The 15,643-nt window shown below is 62.8% G+C and carries 14 protein-coding genes; 10 read left to right on the top strand and 4 right to left on the bottom strand.

Going from position 1 to position 15,643, the window contains the following annotated elements:
- Window positions 1-13 precede the first annotated feature (13 nt).
- The 8 genes from ESZ60_RS03560 (at window position 14) to ESZ60_RS03525 (ending at window position 8,564) form a co-directional block, all read left to right on the top strand.
- Window positions 14-1,516 carry an ABC transporter substrate-binding protein gene (locus ESZ60_RS03560; protein WP_134679046.1) on the top strand — a complete coding sequence of 501 codons (1,503 nt, stop codon included), beginning with the start codon at window positions 14-16 and terminating at the stop codon, window positions 1,514-1,516.
- Between the two features lie 79 nt (window positions 1,517-1,595).
- Window positions 1,596-2,510 (top strand): ABC transporter permease, encoded by a 915-nt coding sequence (locus tag ESZ60_RS03555; RefSeq protein ID WP_134679045.1) that lies wholly within the window; start codon window positions 1,596-1,598, stop codon window positions 2,508-2,510.
- A gap of 9 nt (window positions 2,511-2,519) precedes the next feature.
- Window positions 2,520-3,437 carry an ABC transporter permease gene (locus ESZ60_RS03550; RefSeq protein ID WP_209021227.1) on the top strand — a complete coding sequence of 306 codons (918 nt, stop codon included), beginning with the start codon at window positions 2,520-2,522 and terminating at the stop codon, window positions 3,435-3,437.
- On the top strand, window positions 3,430-5,061 hold the full coding sequence (locus tag ESZ60_RS03545) for an ABC transporter ATP-binding protein (protein ID WP_134679043.1): 1,632 nt from the start codon (window positions 3,430-3,432) through the stop codon (window positions 5,059-5,061). Before ESZ60_RS03550 ends, ESZ60_RS03545 begins: the two co-directional genes overlap by 8 nt.
- Window positions 5,058-6,008 carry a 2-hydroxyacid dehydrogenase gene (locus ESZ60_RS03540; protein ID WP_134679042.1) on the top strand — a complete coding sequence of 317 codons (951 nt, stop codon included), beginning with the start codon at window positions 5,058-5,060 and terminating at the stop codon, window positions 6,006-6,008. Before ESZ60_RS03545 ends, ESZ60_RS03540 begins: the two co-directional genes overlap by 4 nt.
- A gap of 11 nt (window positions 6,009-6,019) precedes the next feature.
- Window positions 6,020-6,754, top strand: coding sequence for an SDR family oxidoreductase (locus ESZ60_RS03535; protein WP_134679041.1), 735 nt, complete (start codon window positions 6,020-6,022; stop codon window positions 6,752-6,754).
- An 83-nt stretch (window positions 6,755-6,837) separates the two neighbouring features.
- A complete protein-coding gene (locus ESZ60_RS03530) occupies window positions 6,838-7,860 on the top strand; it encodes a four-carbon acid sugar kinase family protein (protein ID WP_134679040.1) in 1,023 nt (340 codons plus the stop codon).
- Window positions 7,857-8,564 carry a FadR/GntR family transcriptional regulator gene (locus ESZ60_RS03525; RefSeq protein ID WP_134679039.1) on the top strand — a complete coding sequence of 236 codons (708 nt, stop codon included), beginning with the start codon at window positions 7,857-7,859 and terminating at the stop codon, window positions 8,562-8,564. Before ESZ60_RS03530 ends, ESZ60_RS03525 begins: the two co-directional genes overlap by 4 nt.
- 9 nt (window positions 8,565-8,573) lie before the next feature.
- On the opposite strand, the gene ESZ60_RS03520 is transcribed toward ESZ60_RS03525, so the two are convergent.
- The 3 genes from ESZ60_RS03520 to ESZ60_RS03510 are packed head-to-tail and all read right to left on the bottom strand — an operon-like array spanning window position 8,574 to window position 11,822.
- On the bottom strand, window positions 8,574-9,680 hold the full coding sequence (locus tag ESZ60_RS03520; RefSeq protein ID WP_134679038.1) for an iron-containing alcohol dehydrogenase: 1,107 nt from the start codon (window positions 9,678-9,680) through the stop codon (window positions 8,574-8,576).
- The gene (pdxA, locus tag ESZ60_RS03515) at window positions 9,677-10,633 is read right to left on the bottom strand and encodes a 4-hydroxythreonine-4-phosphate dehydrogenase PdxA (RefSeq protein WP_134679037.1); all 957 of its coding nucleotides are present in this window, start codon (window positions 10,631-10,633) and stop codon (window positions 9,677-9,679) included. Before pdxA ends, ESZ60_RS03520 begins: the two co-directional genes overlap by 4 nt.
- A gap of 10 nt (window positions 10,634-10,643) precedes the next feature.
- The gene (locus ESZ60_RS03510) at window positions 10,644-11,822 is read right to left on the bottom strand and encodes a sialidase family protein (protein WP_134679036.1); all 1,179 of its coding nucleotides are present in this window, start codon (window positions 11,820-11,822) and stop codon (window positions 10,644-10,646) included.
- Between the two features lie 319 nt (window positions 11,823-12,141).
- On the opposite strand from ESZ60_RS03510, the gene ESZ60_RS03505 reads away from it, so the two are divergent.
- Together ESZ60_RS03505 and ESZ60_RS03500 are read left to right on the top strand one after the other, a co-directional pair.
- Window positions 12,142-13,656, top strand: a complete 1,515-nt coding sequence (locus ESZ60_RS03505; RefSeq protein WP_245155560.1) for an ABC transporter substrate-binding protein — start codon at window positions 12,142-12,144, stop codon at window positions 13,654-13,656.
- Between the two features lie 60 nt (window positions 13,657-13,716).
- The gene (locus ESZ60_RS03500; protein WP_134679035.1) at window positions 13,717-14,622 is read left to right on the top strand and encodes a dihydrodipicolinate synthase family protein; all 906 of its coding nucleotides are present in this window, start codon (window positions 13,717-13,719) and stop codon (window positions 14,620-14,622) included.
- 29 nt (window positions 14,623-14,651) lie between these two features.
- Here the strand turns inward: ESZ60_RS03500 and ESZ60_RS03495 are convergent, their stop codons facing one another.
- Complete coding sequence (locus ESZ60_RS03495) at window positions 14,652-15,389, bottom strand: FadR/GntR family transcriptional regulator (RefSeq protein WP_167620049.1); 738 nt, start codon at window positions 15,387-15,389, stop codon at window positions 14,652-14,654.
- Between the last annotated feature and the right edge of the window lie 254 nt (window positions 15,390-15,643).

Below are 15,643 nucleotides of genomic sequence, written 5' to 3'. Positions count from 1 at the left end.
GGGAGGAGTTGCCATGAAGACGACCCTGATCGGCGCATTGCTGGCCAGCACCATCGCGGCCGGTGCCGCTTATGCGCAGGACAAGACCGATGTCACGATCGTGCTGAGCGAAGAGCTTGAGTTGATCGATCCCTGCATGTCCTCGCAATCGAATATCGGTCGCGTGCTGCTGGGTAATATCAGCGAGACGCTGACCGTCTATGAACCCGCCACCGCCACGCTGAAGCCGCTGCTCGCGGAAAGCTGGGAAGAGACCCAGCCCGGCACCTGGCGCTTCAAGCTGCGTCAGGGCGTGAAGTTTTCGGACGGGACGGATTTCAAGGCGCAGGACGTGATCCATTCGCTGGAGCGCACGATCAGCGACAAGATGACTTGCGAGGTCGGCGGCAAGTATTTCGGCGGCTTCAAGATCAACGCGACCAAGGTCGACGACAATACCGTCGACATCACCACCGATCCGGCCCAGCCGATCCTGCCGCTGCTGATGTCCTCGCTGACCATCGTCCCCGAGGAAACTCCGCTGGAGATGGTTCAGCAACCCATCGGCACCGGCCCCTATGCCATGACCGAGCGCAATATCGGCACCAATATCGTCCTGACTCAGCGCGCGGATTACTGGGGCGACAAGCCCAAGGTGACCAAGGCCACCTATGTCTTCCGCGATGACAGCGCCGTTCGCGCCGCGATGGTCGAAGTCGGCGAAGCCGATATCGCACCGGTCATCAGCGAGCTTGATGCCACCAACCCGGATACGGACTTCTCGTATCCGAACTCGGAAACCACCTATCTGCGCGTCGATCATGCGACCGCGCCGCTGAACGACCGCCGCGTGCGCGAGGCGATGAACCTTGCCATCGACCGCGACGCCTTTATCGGCACGCTGGTCGGCAAGGACTCGGCCAAGGCCACCGCCGTCGTGCCGCCGACCACCTTGGGTTATAACAAAGACCTGACCCCCTATCCCTTCGATCTTGAGCGTGCCAAGGCGCTATTGGCCGAGGCCAAGGCCGATGGCGTTCCCGTGGATCAGGAGATCCTGATCGTGGGCCGTCTGGGCATGTTCCCGAACATCTCCGAGATCCTCGAAGCCATGTCGCAAATGCTGAACGATGCGGGCTTCAACACCAAGCTCGAGATGAAAGAAGTCGCGGACTATAACACCTACTACAACCGCCCCTTCGCCGAGGGCCGTGGTCCGCAACTGGTCGCCGCCCAGCATGACAATGCCAAGGGCGACCCGGTCTTCTCGATGTATTTCAAATACGGCACCGAGGGGCTGCAATCGGGTCTGGTCTATCCCGAACTCGACGCCAAGATCTCGAAGGCGACCGAGGCCAGTGGCGACGACCGTGCGGCCCTGTGGTCGGACGTGATGAAGGACATCCATGAAAACATCATCGGCGATGTCGAGATGTTCCACATGGTCGGCTTCAGCCGGGTGAACCCGCGCCTCGACTTCACGCCGACGATTTCGACGAACAGCGAGTTGCGCCTGTCGGAAATCGGCTTCAAGTAAACTGACTGCGGGGGACGGCTCACACTGTCCCCCTTGCCTCACGCGACTGGCCACATGGCCCCCGGTCGAGGAACCCAATATGAAAAAATTCATCGGCAAAAGGGCCATTGCGAGTGCAATCTCGCTTGTGGGCCTTGTCATTCTGGTCTTCTTCCTGTCGCGTCTGACCGGCGATCCCACCGATCTTTACCTGCCGATCGACGCCACGCAGGAAATGCGCGACAAGTTCCGCGAGCTGCATGGGCTGAACGATCCGCTGATCGTCCAATTCGGGCGCTATGTCTGGGATCTGCTGCATTTCGACTTTGGCGAGTCGATCCGTCAGGCTCGCCCCGCAATGGATGTCGTGCTGGAAGGTTTCCGCTGGACCCTGACGCTGGCCGTGGTGACCATGACGCTGGTCACGGTCGCGGCCATCGTCATCGGCTCGCTCGCCGCCTTCAAGGTCGGCGGGGTCTTTGACCGGATCACCAGCTTCTTCTCACTGATCGGGGCCTCGGCGCCGGATTTCTGGATCGCCATTGTCGGCATCGTGATCTTTGCGGTGCAGTTGCGCTGGCTGCCGACCTCGGGGACGGGGACGATCTGGCATTGGATCCTGCCGATCTCGGTCCTGTTCATCCGCCCCTTCGGCCTGATCCTGCAAGTCGTCCGCGGCTCGATGATCACGGCGCTGTCCTCGGCCTATGTGAAAACCGCCAAGGCCAAGGGCGTGCCGCCGCGCCCGATCATCTTCGTCCACGGTTTGCGCAATGCCATGCTGCCGGTCATCACCGTGATCGGCGATCAGGCGGCGGGCATCCTGAATGGCGCGGTGGTTGTCGAGACGATTTTCGGCTTCCCCGGCATCGGCAAATTGATGATCGACGCCATCCTGCAGCGCGATTTCGCCGTGATCCTTGCCGCGATCATGGTTTCCGCCGTGGCCATCTTCATCATGAATCTCTTGATCGATCTCGCCTATGCGATGCTTGATCCTCGCATCCGGTATTGAGACATGACCATGAGCCAAACCAACACAACCACAGTGAAAGAACGCGGTCGCGTCGGAACCTTCATCCGACTGCTCTGGGCCGATAAATTCGCCTTTTTCGCCGCGCTGTTCCTGCTGGTCGTCGTGCTTTGCGCGATCTTCGGGCCTATCTGGCTGTCGGATGAGGCGACGCGTCAGAACCTGCGCGGCCGCAACGCGCCGCCATTCGAGCTGTCGCGAGGCTTCCTCTATATCCTTGGTGCGGACCAGTTGGGCCGCCCGCTGCTGCCGCGCATCATCGTGGCGGCGCAAAACACCATGGCCGTCGCGGCTGGCGCGGTGATCTGCTCGATGATTATCGGCTCGGCGCTGGGGCTGGTCGCGGGCTATTCTCGCAGCCGCTGGTCCGGGGCGATCATGCGCCTGGGCGACGTGATCATGTCCTTCCCCTCGCTGCTGCTGGCGGTGATCGTGCTTTACATGCTCGAACCCTCGGTCGCGAATATCGTGCTGGTTCTGGCGATCACCCGCATCCCGATCTATCTGCGCACCACCCGCGCCGAGGTTCTGGAAGTGCGCGAGCGCATGTTCATCTCGGCTGCGCGCGTCATGGGAACCTCGGATCGGCGCATCGTCTTTCGCCATATCCTGCCGGTGGTGATGCCGACGCTGATCACCATCGCGACGCTGGATTTCGCCTTCGTCATGCTGGCGGAAAGCTCGCTTTCCTTCCTTGGCATCGGCATCCAGCCGCCCGAGATCACCTGGGGCTTGATGGTCAGCCAAGGTCGGCCTTACCTCACGAACGCATGGTGGCTGTCCTTCTGGCCGGGGCTGGCGATCATCCTGACCACGCTTTCCTTGAACCTTCTGTCGGCATGGATGCGGATCGCGCTTGATCCGGTGCAGCGCTGGCGCCTTGAAATGGGAGGCCGCAAGAATGGCTGAACATCTGCTTGAGGTCAGGAACCTCTCGGTCGATTTCCACACCGCCGCCGGGACCGTCAGCGCAGTGCGCAATGTCAGCTGGCATCTGGACCGGGGCGAGACGCTGGCGATCCTTGGCGAATCCGGTTCGGGCAAGTCGGTTTCGGCCTCGACCATCATGAACCTGATCGACATGCCGCCGGGCGAGATCAAATCGGGCGAGGTGCTGTTCGAAGGCCGCGACCTGCTGAAAATGACCGACGAGCAGCGCCGCGAATTGAACGGCTGCCGCATTGCGATGATCTTTCAGGACCCGCTGAGCCATCTGAACCCGGTCTATACCGTCGGCTGGCAGATCTGCGAGATGATGACCGTGCATGACGTTCCCGGCGATGAGGCCAAGGCCCGCACGCTGGAACTGCTGAAGCGCGTCGGTATCCCCAACCCGGAAGCGGCGATGGGGAAGTATCCGCATGAGTTCTCGGGCGGGCAGCGGCAGCGTCTGATGATCGCGATGGCGCTGGCCTTGAAGCCCGACATCCTGATCGCGGATGAGCCGACCACCGCGTTGGACGTGACGGTTCAGGCGCAGGTTCTGGCGCTTCTCGAAGAACTCCAGCGCGAGACCGGCATGGGCCTTTTGCTCATCACCCACGACCTTGGCGTCGTGGCCGAGATCGCCGACCGCGTCGTGGTGATGAATAAGGGCGAGATTGTCGAGACTGGCGATGCCGCGGAAGTCTATCGCAATCCCAAACACCCTTATACCAAGCGTCTGATCGACGCCGCACCCGGCAAGGGCGAAACCCGCGACGAAGAAGACCGTCTGGGCGAGCCTCTGCTGCGCGTCGACCGCCTGCAACAGCATTACGGCGGTTTCCACGCGCTGAAAGGCGCGAGCTTCTCGATCATGCCGGGCGAGACGGTGGCCATTGTCGGCGAATCCGGCTCGGGCAAATCGACCATGGCGCGGGCGATCCTGCGGCTGGACGAACCCAGCGGCGGCAAGGTCATCTGGAAGGGCCGCGATCTGCTGCAAATGACGTCCAAGGAACTGTTCGCGATCCGCCGCGATATCCAGATGGTGTTTCAGGACCCGACGCAATCGCTGAACCCGCGCATGACGGTCTATCAGATCATCTCGGAAGCGTGGATCGTCCATCCCGACATCCTGCCGAAAGCCCGCTGGAAGGACCGCGTCGCGGAACTGCTGGTGCAGGTCGGCCTTAGCCCCGAAATGGCCAAGCGTTATCCGCACCAGTTCTCGGGTGGCCAGCGCCAGCGCATCGCCATCGCCCGGGCGCTGGCCTTGGAGCCAAAGCTCATCATCTGCGACGAGGCAGTCTCGGCGCTGGACGTGTCGATCCAGGCGCAGGTGATCGAACTCCTCGACGGGCTGCGCCGCGATCTGGGCCTGAGCTATCTGTTCATCGCCCATGACCTGCCGGTGGTCCGCGACTTTGCCGACCGCGTCATCGTGATGAAATCCGGCGAGATCGTCGAAGAAGGCCATGTCGGCCAGATCTTTGATGCCCCCCGGATGCCCTATACCAAGGCGCTGCTCGCGGCCTCACTCGACCCCGATCCCGAGGTTCAGGCTGCCCGCCGCAATGCCCGCAAGTCAGAAGGACTCGTCCCCGCATGAAGCAAGATGTGCTGGTCTGCACCCCGATCCGCCCCGAGAAACTGGCGATCCTTGAAGAAACCTACAATGTCTTTCCGCTCTACAAGCTGACGGATGACGCTGAACGCGAAGCCTTGATCGACAAGGCCGGGGAAAGCTGCGTGGCGATGGTCAGCAACGGCCATTTCCCCGCCGACGAGAACTTCCTCAAGCGCCTGCCCAAGTTGCAAATCGCCGCCTGTTCCTCGGTCGGCTATGAGACATTGGACGTGGACGCCATGACCCGGCGCGGCATCCGTTTCACCCATACGCCCGACGTTCTGACCGACGATGTGGCCGATATCGCGATCCTTTTGATGCTGGCGGTGCGGCGCAATCTGGTCGCGGGCGACGCCTATGTCCGCTCGGGCGATTGGGGCCGCAAGGGGATGCTGCCGTTGACCCGTACCACCTCTGGGCGCAAAGTTGGCATCGTCGGCCTTGGCCGCATCGGTGCCGCCATCGCCAAACGCTGCGAGGCGCTGGGGATGGAGATCGGCTATTATGGCCGTAAGGCGAAACCCGGCGTGGCTTACCAGTATTTCGGCGACGTGGCCGAGATGGCGGGCTGGGCCGATGTGCTTATCGCCGCCGCCTCGGGCGGGCCGGAAACCGCGCATCTGGTGTCCGCAGAGGCGCTGGCGGCGCTCGGCCCCGAGGGCAGCTTCATCAATATCTCGCGCGGTTCGGTCGTCGATGAGGCGGCTTTGCTCGACGCGCTGGAAAGCGGGCGGCTCGGCTCGGCGGGTCTGGATGTGTTCCTGAACGAGCCGAACCCCGATCCGCGCTTTGGCAAGCTGCCGAATGTGGTCCTGTATCCCCACCATGCCAGCGGTACCATCGAAACGCGGGACAAGATGTCCCAACTGGTCGTCGATAACCTCGCCGCACATTTCGCGGGTGAACCCCTGCTGACCCCGGTCAACTGAAAGGAAATCACATGCCTGTCGCCATCATCACCGGTGCCGGCAGCGGCATCGGGCGGGCCGTTGCTGTCGAATTGGCCGGTCGCGGCTGGGACATCGTCCTTGCCGGTCGCCGTGCCGAGGGACTTGAGGAAACCGCGCGTCTCGCCGGTCGCGGGCTGGCTGTCCCGACCGATGTGTCGAACGCCGCTTCCGTCGCGGCGCTCTTTGCCGCCGCCAAGGCCGAATATGGCCGCATCGACATGCTCTTCAACAATGCGGGCACCAATACTCCTGCCGTGCCCTTCGAAACCCTGACCGCCGAGGCCCTGTCGGAAGTCATTGCCGTGAACCTGACCGGGCCGCTGCTTTGCGCCCGCGAGGCAGTTGCCGCGATGAAGGCGCAGGAACCACAAGGTGGGCGCATCATCAACAATGGCTCGGTCTCGGCTTACGGCCCGCGGCCGCATAGCGTGGCCTATACGGCCTCGAAACACGGCATCACCGGGCTGACGAAAAGCCTGATCCTCGATTGCCGCTATTTCGGGATATCGGTCTGTCAGGTCGATATCGGCAATGCCGCGACCGCCCGCACCGACCGGATGTCTCAGGGCGTGCCGCAGGCCAATGGCACCACCGCGATCGAACCGCGTATGGATGTCGAGATGCTGGCCCGCCATATCGCCGGTCTGGCCGATCTGCCCGCCGAGGTGATGGTACCGTTTTCGACGATCATGCCGACGACCATGCCGCTTTACGGTCGCGGCTGACGCCAGGAAGTTGTGAGATGTTGTTGCGATAATCCGGCCAAGGCCCTAATCTGAATGGCAGGATAAGTTTACAACATCTTTACATGCCGCTCTCGCTTGCCATTATCGCCGATGATCTGACCGGGGCGCTGGACAGTGCAGCGCCCTTTGCTGCCCGTGGCCTCAAGGTTGCGGTGGCGCTCGCGCCGCGCCACGTGGCCGCCGCGCTGGCGACCGGGCCCGATATCCTTGCCGTCACCACCGACAGTCGCGAGATCCCGCCCGAGGCCGCTCGCCTTGCGACCGCTGAGGTCATCGCGGCGCTGCCGCCGGTGCGTATCTTCAAGAAGGTCGATTCCCGGCTCAAGGGCAATATCGAGGCCGAGCTTTCCGCGCTTGATTTCGAGGCAGGTCTGGCCGCGCCCGCCATCCCGGAATTCGGACGGATCGTGCAGGGGGGCGCAGTGACGGGCTTCGGCGTGGATAGGCCCATCATGGTCGCCGATTGCCTTGGCCGCCATGCTGCCCGCGTGGAGATCCCCGATGTGACGACGACCGGTGAGATGCGCGCCGTGCTGGAGCGGGCGGGCAACGCCCTGCTGATCGGGGCGCGCGGTCTGGCCGAGGCTTTGGCCGCGCAGATGTCCGCGACTGCGCCGCGGATGATCGAAAGCCTGCCCGGTCGGCACGGGCTTTTTGTCTTGGGCTCGCGCGATCCGATTACGCTGGCGCAGGTGGAGTTGTTGCGTGACATGCCGGGCGTGCTCTGGCGCGGAGCGGAAAATGGCCGCCTCTCTGCCGCGCTGCCCGAGGCGCGCCGCTTGGTCTTGCAGGCGCTACCCGGCACCAGCCCCGCCAGTTCGGAGGAGGTTTCCGCTGCGCTGGCCGAGGCAGTGGCGCCCCTGCTACAACCCGGCTTCGGTACTGCGCTGCTGAGCGGCGGGGCGACCGCCATTGCCTGCTTGCGGGCGCGGGGGGCCGAGGTCCTGAAAGTCCGCGGCGAATGCCTGCCGGGCCTCGTCGTGGCCGATTGGCAGGGCGTGACCGTCATCACCAAATCCGGCGGCTTCGGCGATCCGGCCTGCCTGACCAAGCTCTCTGCCATGATCGAGGATAAGGCGTTATGAATACCGAGCGCCCAAATGCCCGCAAGAGCCTTGGCGATTTGGTCTTTGAACGGATGCTGCGCTCGATCAAATCGGGGGCTTTCGCGCCGGATGAGCGTCTGCCGACCGAGCATGATCTTGCCGCTGAATTCGAGGTGTCGCGCCCGATCATCCGCGAGGCGTTGCAGCGCCTGCGTGAGCAGGGCCTGATCTATTCGCGGCGCGGTGCGGGCAGTTTCGTCCGCTCGGTCGGCCTTAAGCAGCCTTTGGGCTTCGGGCAGCTCGAAAATGTCGCGGATCTGCTGAATTGCTACGAGTTCCGCATCACCATGGAGCCGGTCGCCGCCGCCTGCGCCGCCGAGCGCCATGATGCGCAATCCTTGGACCGCATCGCTGCCGCCTTGGAATTGATGCGGGACGCGACCAACCGGCAATCGCATCGCGAGGATGCCGATTTCCAATTCCACCTCGCCATCGCGCAGGCCAGCGAGAACAGCTATTTCGCCACCGCCATGGAGGCGCTGAAGGATCATATCGCGGTGGGCATGCGCTTCCACGGGGCCTCGGTCAAGCGCGAGACGATGGGGTTGGCGCGGGTTTTTGACGAGCATGACCGCATCTTCCGCGCCATCAAGGAAGGCGAGGCGGCGCTGGCGCAGCAATTGATGCAAGAGCATCTGATCGGCTCGCGCGAGCGCCTGTTCGAGCGTAAAAAGCCCGCCTGACCGCGCCGCTCAGAAGGCGGCGCGATAGATCTCGCGGACCTGATCCAGCGACATGTCGCGGGGATTGTTGTCCATCAACCGGCGGATCGCATGGGCGTCGCTGGCGAAACGGTCCAACTGATCCTCGGTTGCGCCATGAGCCGAAAGCCGCATCTCAACGCCCAAACCCTCACAGAAACGATGCGCCGCAGGCAGAAGATCGCCCGACAGGCCTAGCGCGCGGGTGACCTCGGCGGTTTTGGCCTCGGCCACGCTTTCGTTGAAGGCCAGCACATGCGGGAAGATGATCGCATTGGCCAAACCATGCGGCAGATGCAGCAGCGTGCCCAGCGGATAGGCTAGCGCATGGCCTGCGGCGGTATTGACCGGGCCAAGGCAAATCCCGCCATAGAACGAGGCCAGCATCATCCCCTCGCGCGCCTCGGTATCAGTACCATCAGCAACCGCGCGGGCGAGGTAGCGGCCAACCAGATCAATCCCCATGCGGGCATAGTCGTCGATCACCGGATGGGCGTTCTTGTTGGTAAAGGCCTCGACGCAATGCGCCATCGCGTCGATCCCCGTCGCAGCGGTGACGGCGGGGGGAACGGTAAAGGTCAGCTCCGGGTCCAGCACCGCCAGATCGGCCAGAAGATACGGGCTTTCGACCGCGATCTTGGCCCCTTTTCCGGGATCGGTGATGAGCGCGCGGATACCGGCCTCGGACCCCGTGCCCGCCGTCGTGGCGATTTGTGCCAGAAGGGTGCGGCGGCCTGCAACGCGGTTCGGCCCGGCGATCTGCTCCAATGTCTCGCCGCTGTCCCAGATCGCGGCAACGAGCTTCGCCAGATCCATGACCGAGCCGCCGCCGAGGCCCACGACCAGATCGGGCTGCGCCTCGCGGGCAGCCGCAAGCGCGGCATCGAGGCAGGCGATATCCGGCTCTCCCGGCACGGCGTCGAAAATGCTGACCTTGCCCGAAAGCCCCAGCCGATCCGCGAAACCCGAAGTCTGCGGCGAAGCGATAATCAGAACCCGCTGGGCATCCCCGGCCCATGCACCGGTCCGGGCAATCGCACCCGCGCCGATTTCCAGACGCTTGGGCAGATGCAGGGTGATATTGCGAGCGAGCGTCATGCGTTGACCTTCTTTCCTGCGACCAGCTTGCGGGCATAGGCAATGGCCGAGTTCATGTTGCCGTGATCCGCGATGCCCTTGCCCGCGATATCGAAGGCGGTTCCGTGATCGACCGAGGTGCGGTCGATCGGCAATTCGACCGAGACATTCACCGCCGTATCAAAAGCCACCAGCTTGATCGGGATATGGCCCTGATCGTGATATTGCGCGACCACGAGATCGAAGGCTCCGGAATAGGCGCGGTGGAACACCGTATCGGCCGAGATCGGGCCTTGCACATCGATCCCCTCGGCGCGGGCCTGCGCGACTGCGGGGGCGATCTGGTCGTCATCCTCGGTCCCGAACAGCCCGTTCTCGCCGCAATGCGGGTTGATCCCGGCCACGGCGATGCGGGGGCTCGCATACCCGATGCGTTGCAGATGGGCATGGCCCGCGCGGATCGTGGCCAAAACACGCTCGGTCGTGGCGCGGCGGATCGCGTCCTGCAGCGACACATGGGTCGAGACATGGATGACCTTCAGCCGCTCGCTTGCGAGCAGCATATAAGCGGCCTGCGAGCCGGTCAGCGAACGCAGCATTCCGGTATGGCCATCGTAATGGTGACCAGCGAGGTTCAGGGCCTCTTTGTTGATGGGCGCGGTGACGATGCAGCCGATGCGGCCCGCTTCGGCATCGCGCACGGCGGCTTCGATGAAGCGGAAGGCCGCATCGCCCGCGACCGGGGACAGCTTGCCCCACGGCAAAGGCGCGCCCTCGACGGGCAGATCGACCACCGCGCCCTCAAGGTCCACGTCAGCGCCGATGGCGGCTTTAGCCGCCTCAAGCGTGGCGCGATTGCCGTAGATGCGGGTGCGGGTGCGGTCCTCGGGCGACATTTCCGCAAGGGCTTTGACGCTGATCTCGGGTCCGACGCCAGCCGGGTCGCCCATGGTGATGCCGATGATTTCGCTCATGTCATTCTCGTCATTCGGTTGCGGCCCAGCCCGGCGCGAGCCGGACATATTTGATGGCGCGGCGGTGATAGGTATAGGCGATATGCAGGCTGCCATCCGGACCCTCCAGAAGCCACGGATAGGACAATTCCCGATTATGCCCATCGGTCGAGTTGTTCGAAAGACAGGTGCCTGGACCGTCCTCGATAATGATGCGCTGCGGGAAGGTCTGTCCGCCATCCGCCGAAAGGCACACCGCCAGAGGCGCGCGCGACACGCCCCAGACTGGCTGACAGCCGCCCTGCGCATCGGGGCGATCATCGGGCCCGTCCAGCTCATCGTAAAGCGATTGGCGGCGCGCAGTGGAATCAGCCGCCGAAGCGAGATTGCAGATCACCGCGACGCGGCCATCCGCAATCCGTGTGGCGGCAATCGAGGAGTTGTTGTTCGGCAAATCGGTCGGTTCCGGCGCGGACCAGTGATAGCCGCCATCGGTCGAGACGCTGCGATGGACCGCATCGGCCTGCCTGCGGCGATAGAATGCGGCGCGGGTCCCGTCCGGCAGGGTCACCGGGCTCATATGCACCGAGCCGAGCGATTCCGGCACGGCTTCGATCTGCCAGTTGCGGCCTTGATTGGTCGAGACGGCGATTGCGGCGAGGTCATGGCTGCCGTTCCATCGCTGGCCGGGCTGCGGCACACAAAGGAACAGCGGCAAGAGCCAAGCCCCATCGGTGCGCAACGTCACCGGCCCGCGCACGAAACAGCCGCGCGGCAATTCATCGAGATAGCGCGCCTCGCCTTCGGTCAGGCTTGTGGGATCGGCAGGGTCGCGGGCAAGTGCCACCATGCGGATTCGGCACTGGTCCTGATTTCCTGCCGGTTGCGAGGTGTGGAACAGGAAAAGCCCACCTTCGGGCGCGGCAAAGATCACCGGGTTCTGCTCGGAGTGATCGGGATCGTGGCTAAGGCGTTGCGGCGCGCCCCAACCCTGCGCGTCCGGTGCGAGTATCGAGGCATGGATCGAGATGTCGGATTTGCCCTCCAGAGAACCCGCGAACCATGTACAGAGAAGCGCCCCGTCCTCGAAAAGATGCAGGAAGGCGGCGTGATTTTGGACCATGAGCGAGGGCAGGAAGGCCTCGGCGCGGGTCGCAGAAACCTGCGCAATCCGGCCCGTCATGCTGTTGGCGATGTCCTCGGGTGACATGGGTATTCCTTGTTGCGGCAATCCGGTTTTGCCTGTGAAGTGACATCAGTTGTTCTTTCAGTTGTCAAGTTGATGGGAGCATATAATTATCAAAACTTTCTCTTAATTAAAGTGTAATTAACTGAAATAAAACGATTATATAATTTAGTGACGGACAATACGTGAAGTTACCTCGTAATATGTTGACAACTTAATACGCTGCTTCCATCCTGCGATCTGCCGATAGGGTAAGCGCACGTAGGGGCGTGGGAACATTTCGGTAAAGCGGGCGACCCGGAGGAGGGTCGCTTTTTATTCGTCACCTGCGGGGAGGTTCTGGATGATGACGAAGGTTTTGCGGCTGGGGGCAGTAGTCCTTGCGGCGGGTATGGCATTCAGCGCGACATCCGCGCTGGCGGCGGATTCCGACATCAAGATCGTGCTGAGCGAAGAGCTGGATCTGCTCGAACCCTGCATGGCGACGCGCTCGAATATCGGGCGGGTGATCCTTGAGAATGTCAACGAAACGCTGACCGAATATGACACGCGCAATGGCAAAGGGCTGATGCCCCGCCTTGCCGAAAGTTGGGAGCAGAAGGCGGATGGTTCGTGGCGCTTTAAGCTGCGTCCGGGCGTCAAGTTCTCGGATGGGTCGGGCTTTGACGCGAAGGACGTGAAGCACTCATTCGACCGCGCTATGAGCGACAAGCTGACCTGCGAGTCGCAGCGCTATTTCGGCGGCATGAAGGTGACTGCCGAGGTCGTTGACGACCAGACCATCGATTTCATCGCCGACCCGGTCCAGCCGATCCTGCCGCTGCTGCTGTCGCTGATCACCATCGTGCCGGAAGAAACCCCGATGGAGTTTGTGCGCGAGCCGGTCGGCACGGGGCCCTACAAGGTCAGCGAATGGACGCCGGGTCATCAGATCGTGCTGTCGCGTCGCGACGATTACTGGGGTACCGCGCCCAAAGTCACCTCGGCGACCTATCTCTTCCGCACCGACCCGGCGGTCCGCGCGGCCATGGTCGAGACCGGCGAGGCAGATCTGGCCCCTTCGATCGCGCGCGAGGATGCGACCAATCCGGCGACCGATTTCACCTATCTGGATTCGGAAACCGTCTATATCCGCCTGGATAATGCGGTCGCGCCGATCAGCGACATCCGGGTGCGCAAGGCGCTGAACATGGCGATCGACCGCGAAGCCTTTATCGGCACGCTTCTGCCCGAAGGGACCGAACTGGCCGTGGCGCTATTCCCGCCGACGACCACGGGCTGGAACCCGGATGTGAAACTGCCCGCCTTTGACCCGGAAGCGGCCAAGCAGCTGCTCGCCGAGGCCAAGTCCGATGGCGTTCCGGTCGATACCGAGATCCGCCTGATTGCCCGGACGGCGAATTTCCCCAAGGTCACCGAGGTGATGGAGGCGCTTCAGCAGATGCTGACGGATGTCGGCTTCAACGTGAAGCTGGAATTCGTCGAGGTCGCCCAGCACGAGGAATATTATTCCAAACCCTACCCGACGGATCAGGGCGTCTACATGCTGGCCGCCATGCATGACAACAACAAGGGCGACCCGATCTTCACCATGTATTTCAAATACGCCAGTGACGGTCGCCAGTCGGGCATCAACGATCCGAAAGTCGATGACCTGATCAAACGCGCCTCGGCGGCGACCGGCGAGGAACGCGCCAAGCTCTGGTCGGAACTGGTGGCCTATGTCCATGACGATGTCGTGGCCGATATCCCGCTGTTCCATATGGTCAGCTATAGCCGGGTGGCCGAACGGCTCGATTTCAAGCCGACGATCGCCACCAACGGGCAGCTTCAGCTTTCCGAGATCGGTTTCAAGTGATCCCTCCCTGCCGGTCCCCGCTTGTCGGGGGCCGGATTTTTTCCTGCCTCCGGAGCCCGCATGACCAAGGAAGCCTTTGTCGCCCTCGTCACCTGTTTCAACAATGACGAGACGATCAATTTCGACGCCACGCGTGCGCAGGTGCGCCGCCAGATCCGCGCCGGGAACAATATCATGTGCGCGGGCACCAATGGCGATTTTACCGCCCTGACCTTTGACGAGAAAGTCGCCCTGACCGAAGCCGTGGTCGATGAGGTCGCGGGCGCGGCCAAGGTCATCGTCAATGCCGGAATGCCGGCGACATTCGAGACGATCAAGCTTGCCCGCGAGTTCGACCGGATCGGCGTCGATGGCATTGCCGTGATCACGCCCTTTTTCATCGCCTGTACCCAGGACGGGCTGATCCGGCATTTCAGCGCCGTGGCGGATGCCGCGCGGAGCCCGGTCTATCTCTATGACATTCCGGCCCGGACCCAGAACCATATCGACCCCGCGACCGCCCGCGCCCTTGCCCGTCACGGCAATATCGCCGGGATCAAGGATTCGGGCGGCGGGCAGGACACGCTTGAGGAATATCTGGCGGTCAGCCGCGAAACGGTGGGTTTCTCGGTCTATTCCGGCCCCGACCATCTGGTGCATTGGTCCCTGTTGCAGGGTGCCGCGGGATGCATTTCGGGACTGGGAAATGTCATGCCGGACGTGCTGGCGGCGCTGTTTCGCGCGCATAATGCGGGCGACGAGAAGGAAGCCGCGCGGCAGCAAGAGATCTTTGGCAATTTCCGCAAGGATCTTTACGGGCTCGGCTATCCGCCCGCGCTGGTCAAGCGCGCGCTGTTTCTGATGGATCCCTCGGTCGGGCCCAGCCGCCAGCCGGCCTTGCTGCCGGATCCGGATCAGGACCGCAAGATTTCCGAAATTCTATCGGCCTATGACCTGCTGGGTCGTACTGTCGCCGCGCCGGGCTGACGCGCCTCGGCGCCGACGGCCGCGCCAAATCATTCCTCCAGAAAGACGCGGCTGCGGGTCTGGGTCAGATGCGCGGCCATTGCCGCACGGGCGGCATCGGCGTCGCGGGCGCGAATCGCTTGGACAATGTCGCGATGTTCGGCGCAGACATGTGCGATCCGCTCTGGCCCGGGCGGTCCCGAGAGGCTGCGCGCGAATTCGATGCTCTTGATGAATTGCGGCCCCGCCGATGACAGCGCCGCCAGCAAAAACCCGTTATGCGCAGCTTCCGCTATGGCCAGATGAAACAGCCGATCTTCTTCGATGCCGGGATCGCCCGCGCGAAGGGCCTGCTCGACGGCGTGATGAGCCTCTTCGATACGGGCCATTTCCTCGCTGCTGTGGCGGGTCGCGGCGAAGGGTGCGATTTCGGCCTCGATCACCTGCCGGAATTCGAACAGTCGCTGCATGGTGGCGATGCTCCCGATCTCGGGATAGTCCAGAACGCCCGCATTGGGCCGGCGCAGCACCATGCTGCCCTGACCCTGGCGAGAAGTCACGATGCCGTCGATCTTGAGACGTGACAGCGCTTCGCGGACCACCGTGCGGGACACCGAATAGAGTTGGCAGAATTGCGCCTCGGTCGGCAAGCGGCTGCCCTCGGGCAGGGGCTTGCTGAGGATCAGATGCACGATCTCGTCGTAGATCTGATCCGCCAGCGTCGGCGTTGCGCCGTTGCGGGCGCTGTCCTCCGGGTCATTGCGTCCGCTTCTGAAAATGCTGTCCAAACTCTTCCTCCGTGCCGCGACGGCAACACTTCTCCCGTGAGGAGTACATAGAGGCTTTCCAGAAATTCCGACAGAGGCAGCCCGAACGAACAACTTGTATTATTTGTATTGCCAAACTGTCGCGCAATCGACTAGTTGTATGACATGTAAGAGACATCGGCCCTATAAATATGCGGGATCAATGACTTACGCGGGTCGGCGATTCCGCTCTATCCTGCAAGTCGGATGAGACCGCTGATCCGCCCGGCCGGGTT

It is taken from the genome of Paracoccus ravus, assembly GCF_004522175.1.
Lineage (GTDB): Bacteria > Pseudomonadota > Alphaproteobacteria > Rhodobacterales > Rhodobacteraceae > Paracoccus > Paracoccus ravus.
The sequence above is the reverse complement of the archived record's forward strand: the minus strand, read 5'-3'. Positions and strand labels throughout refer to the sequence as shown.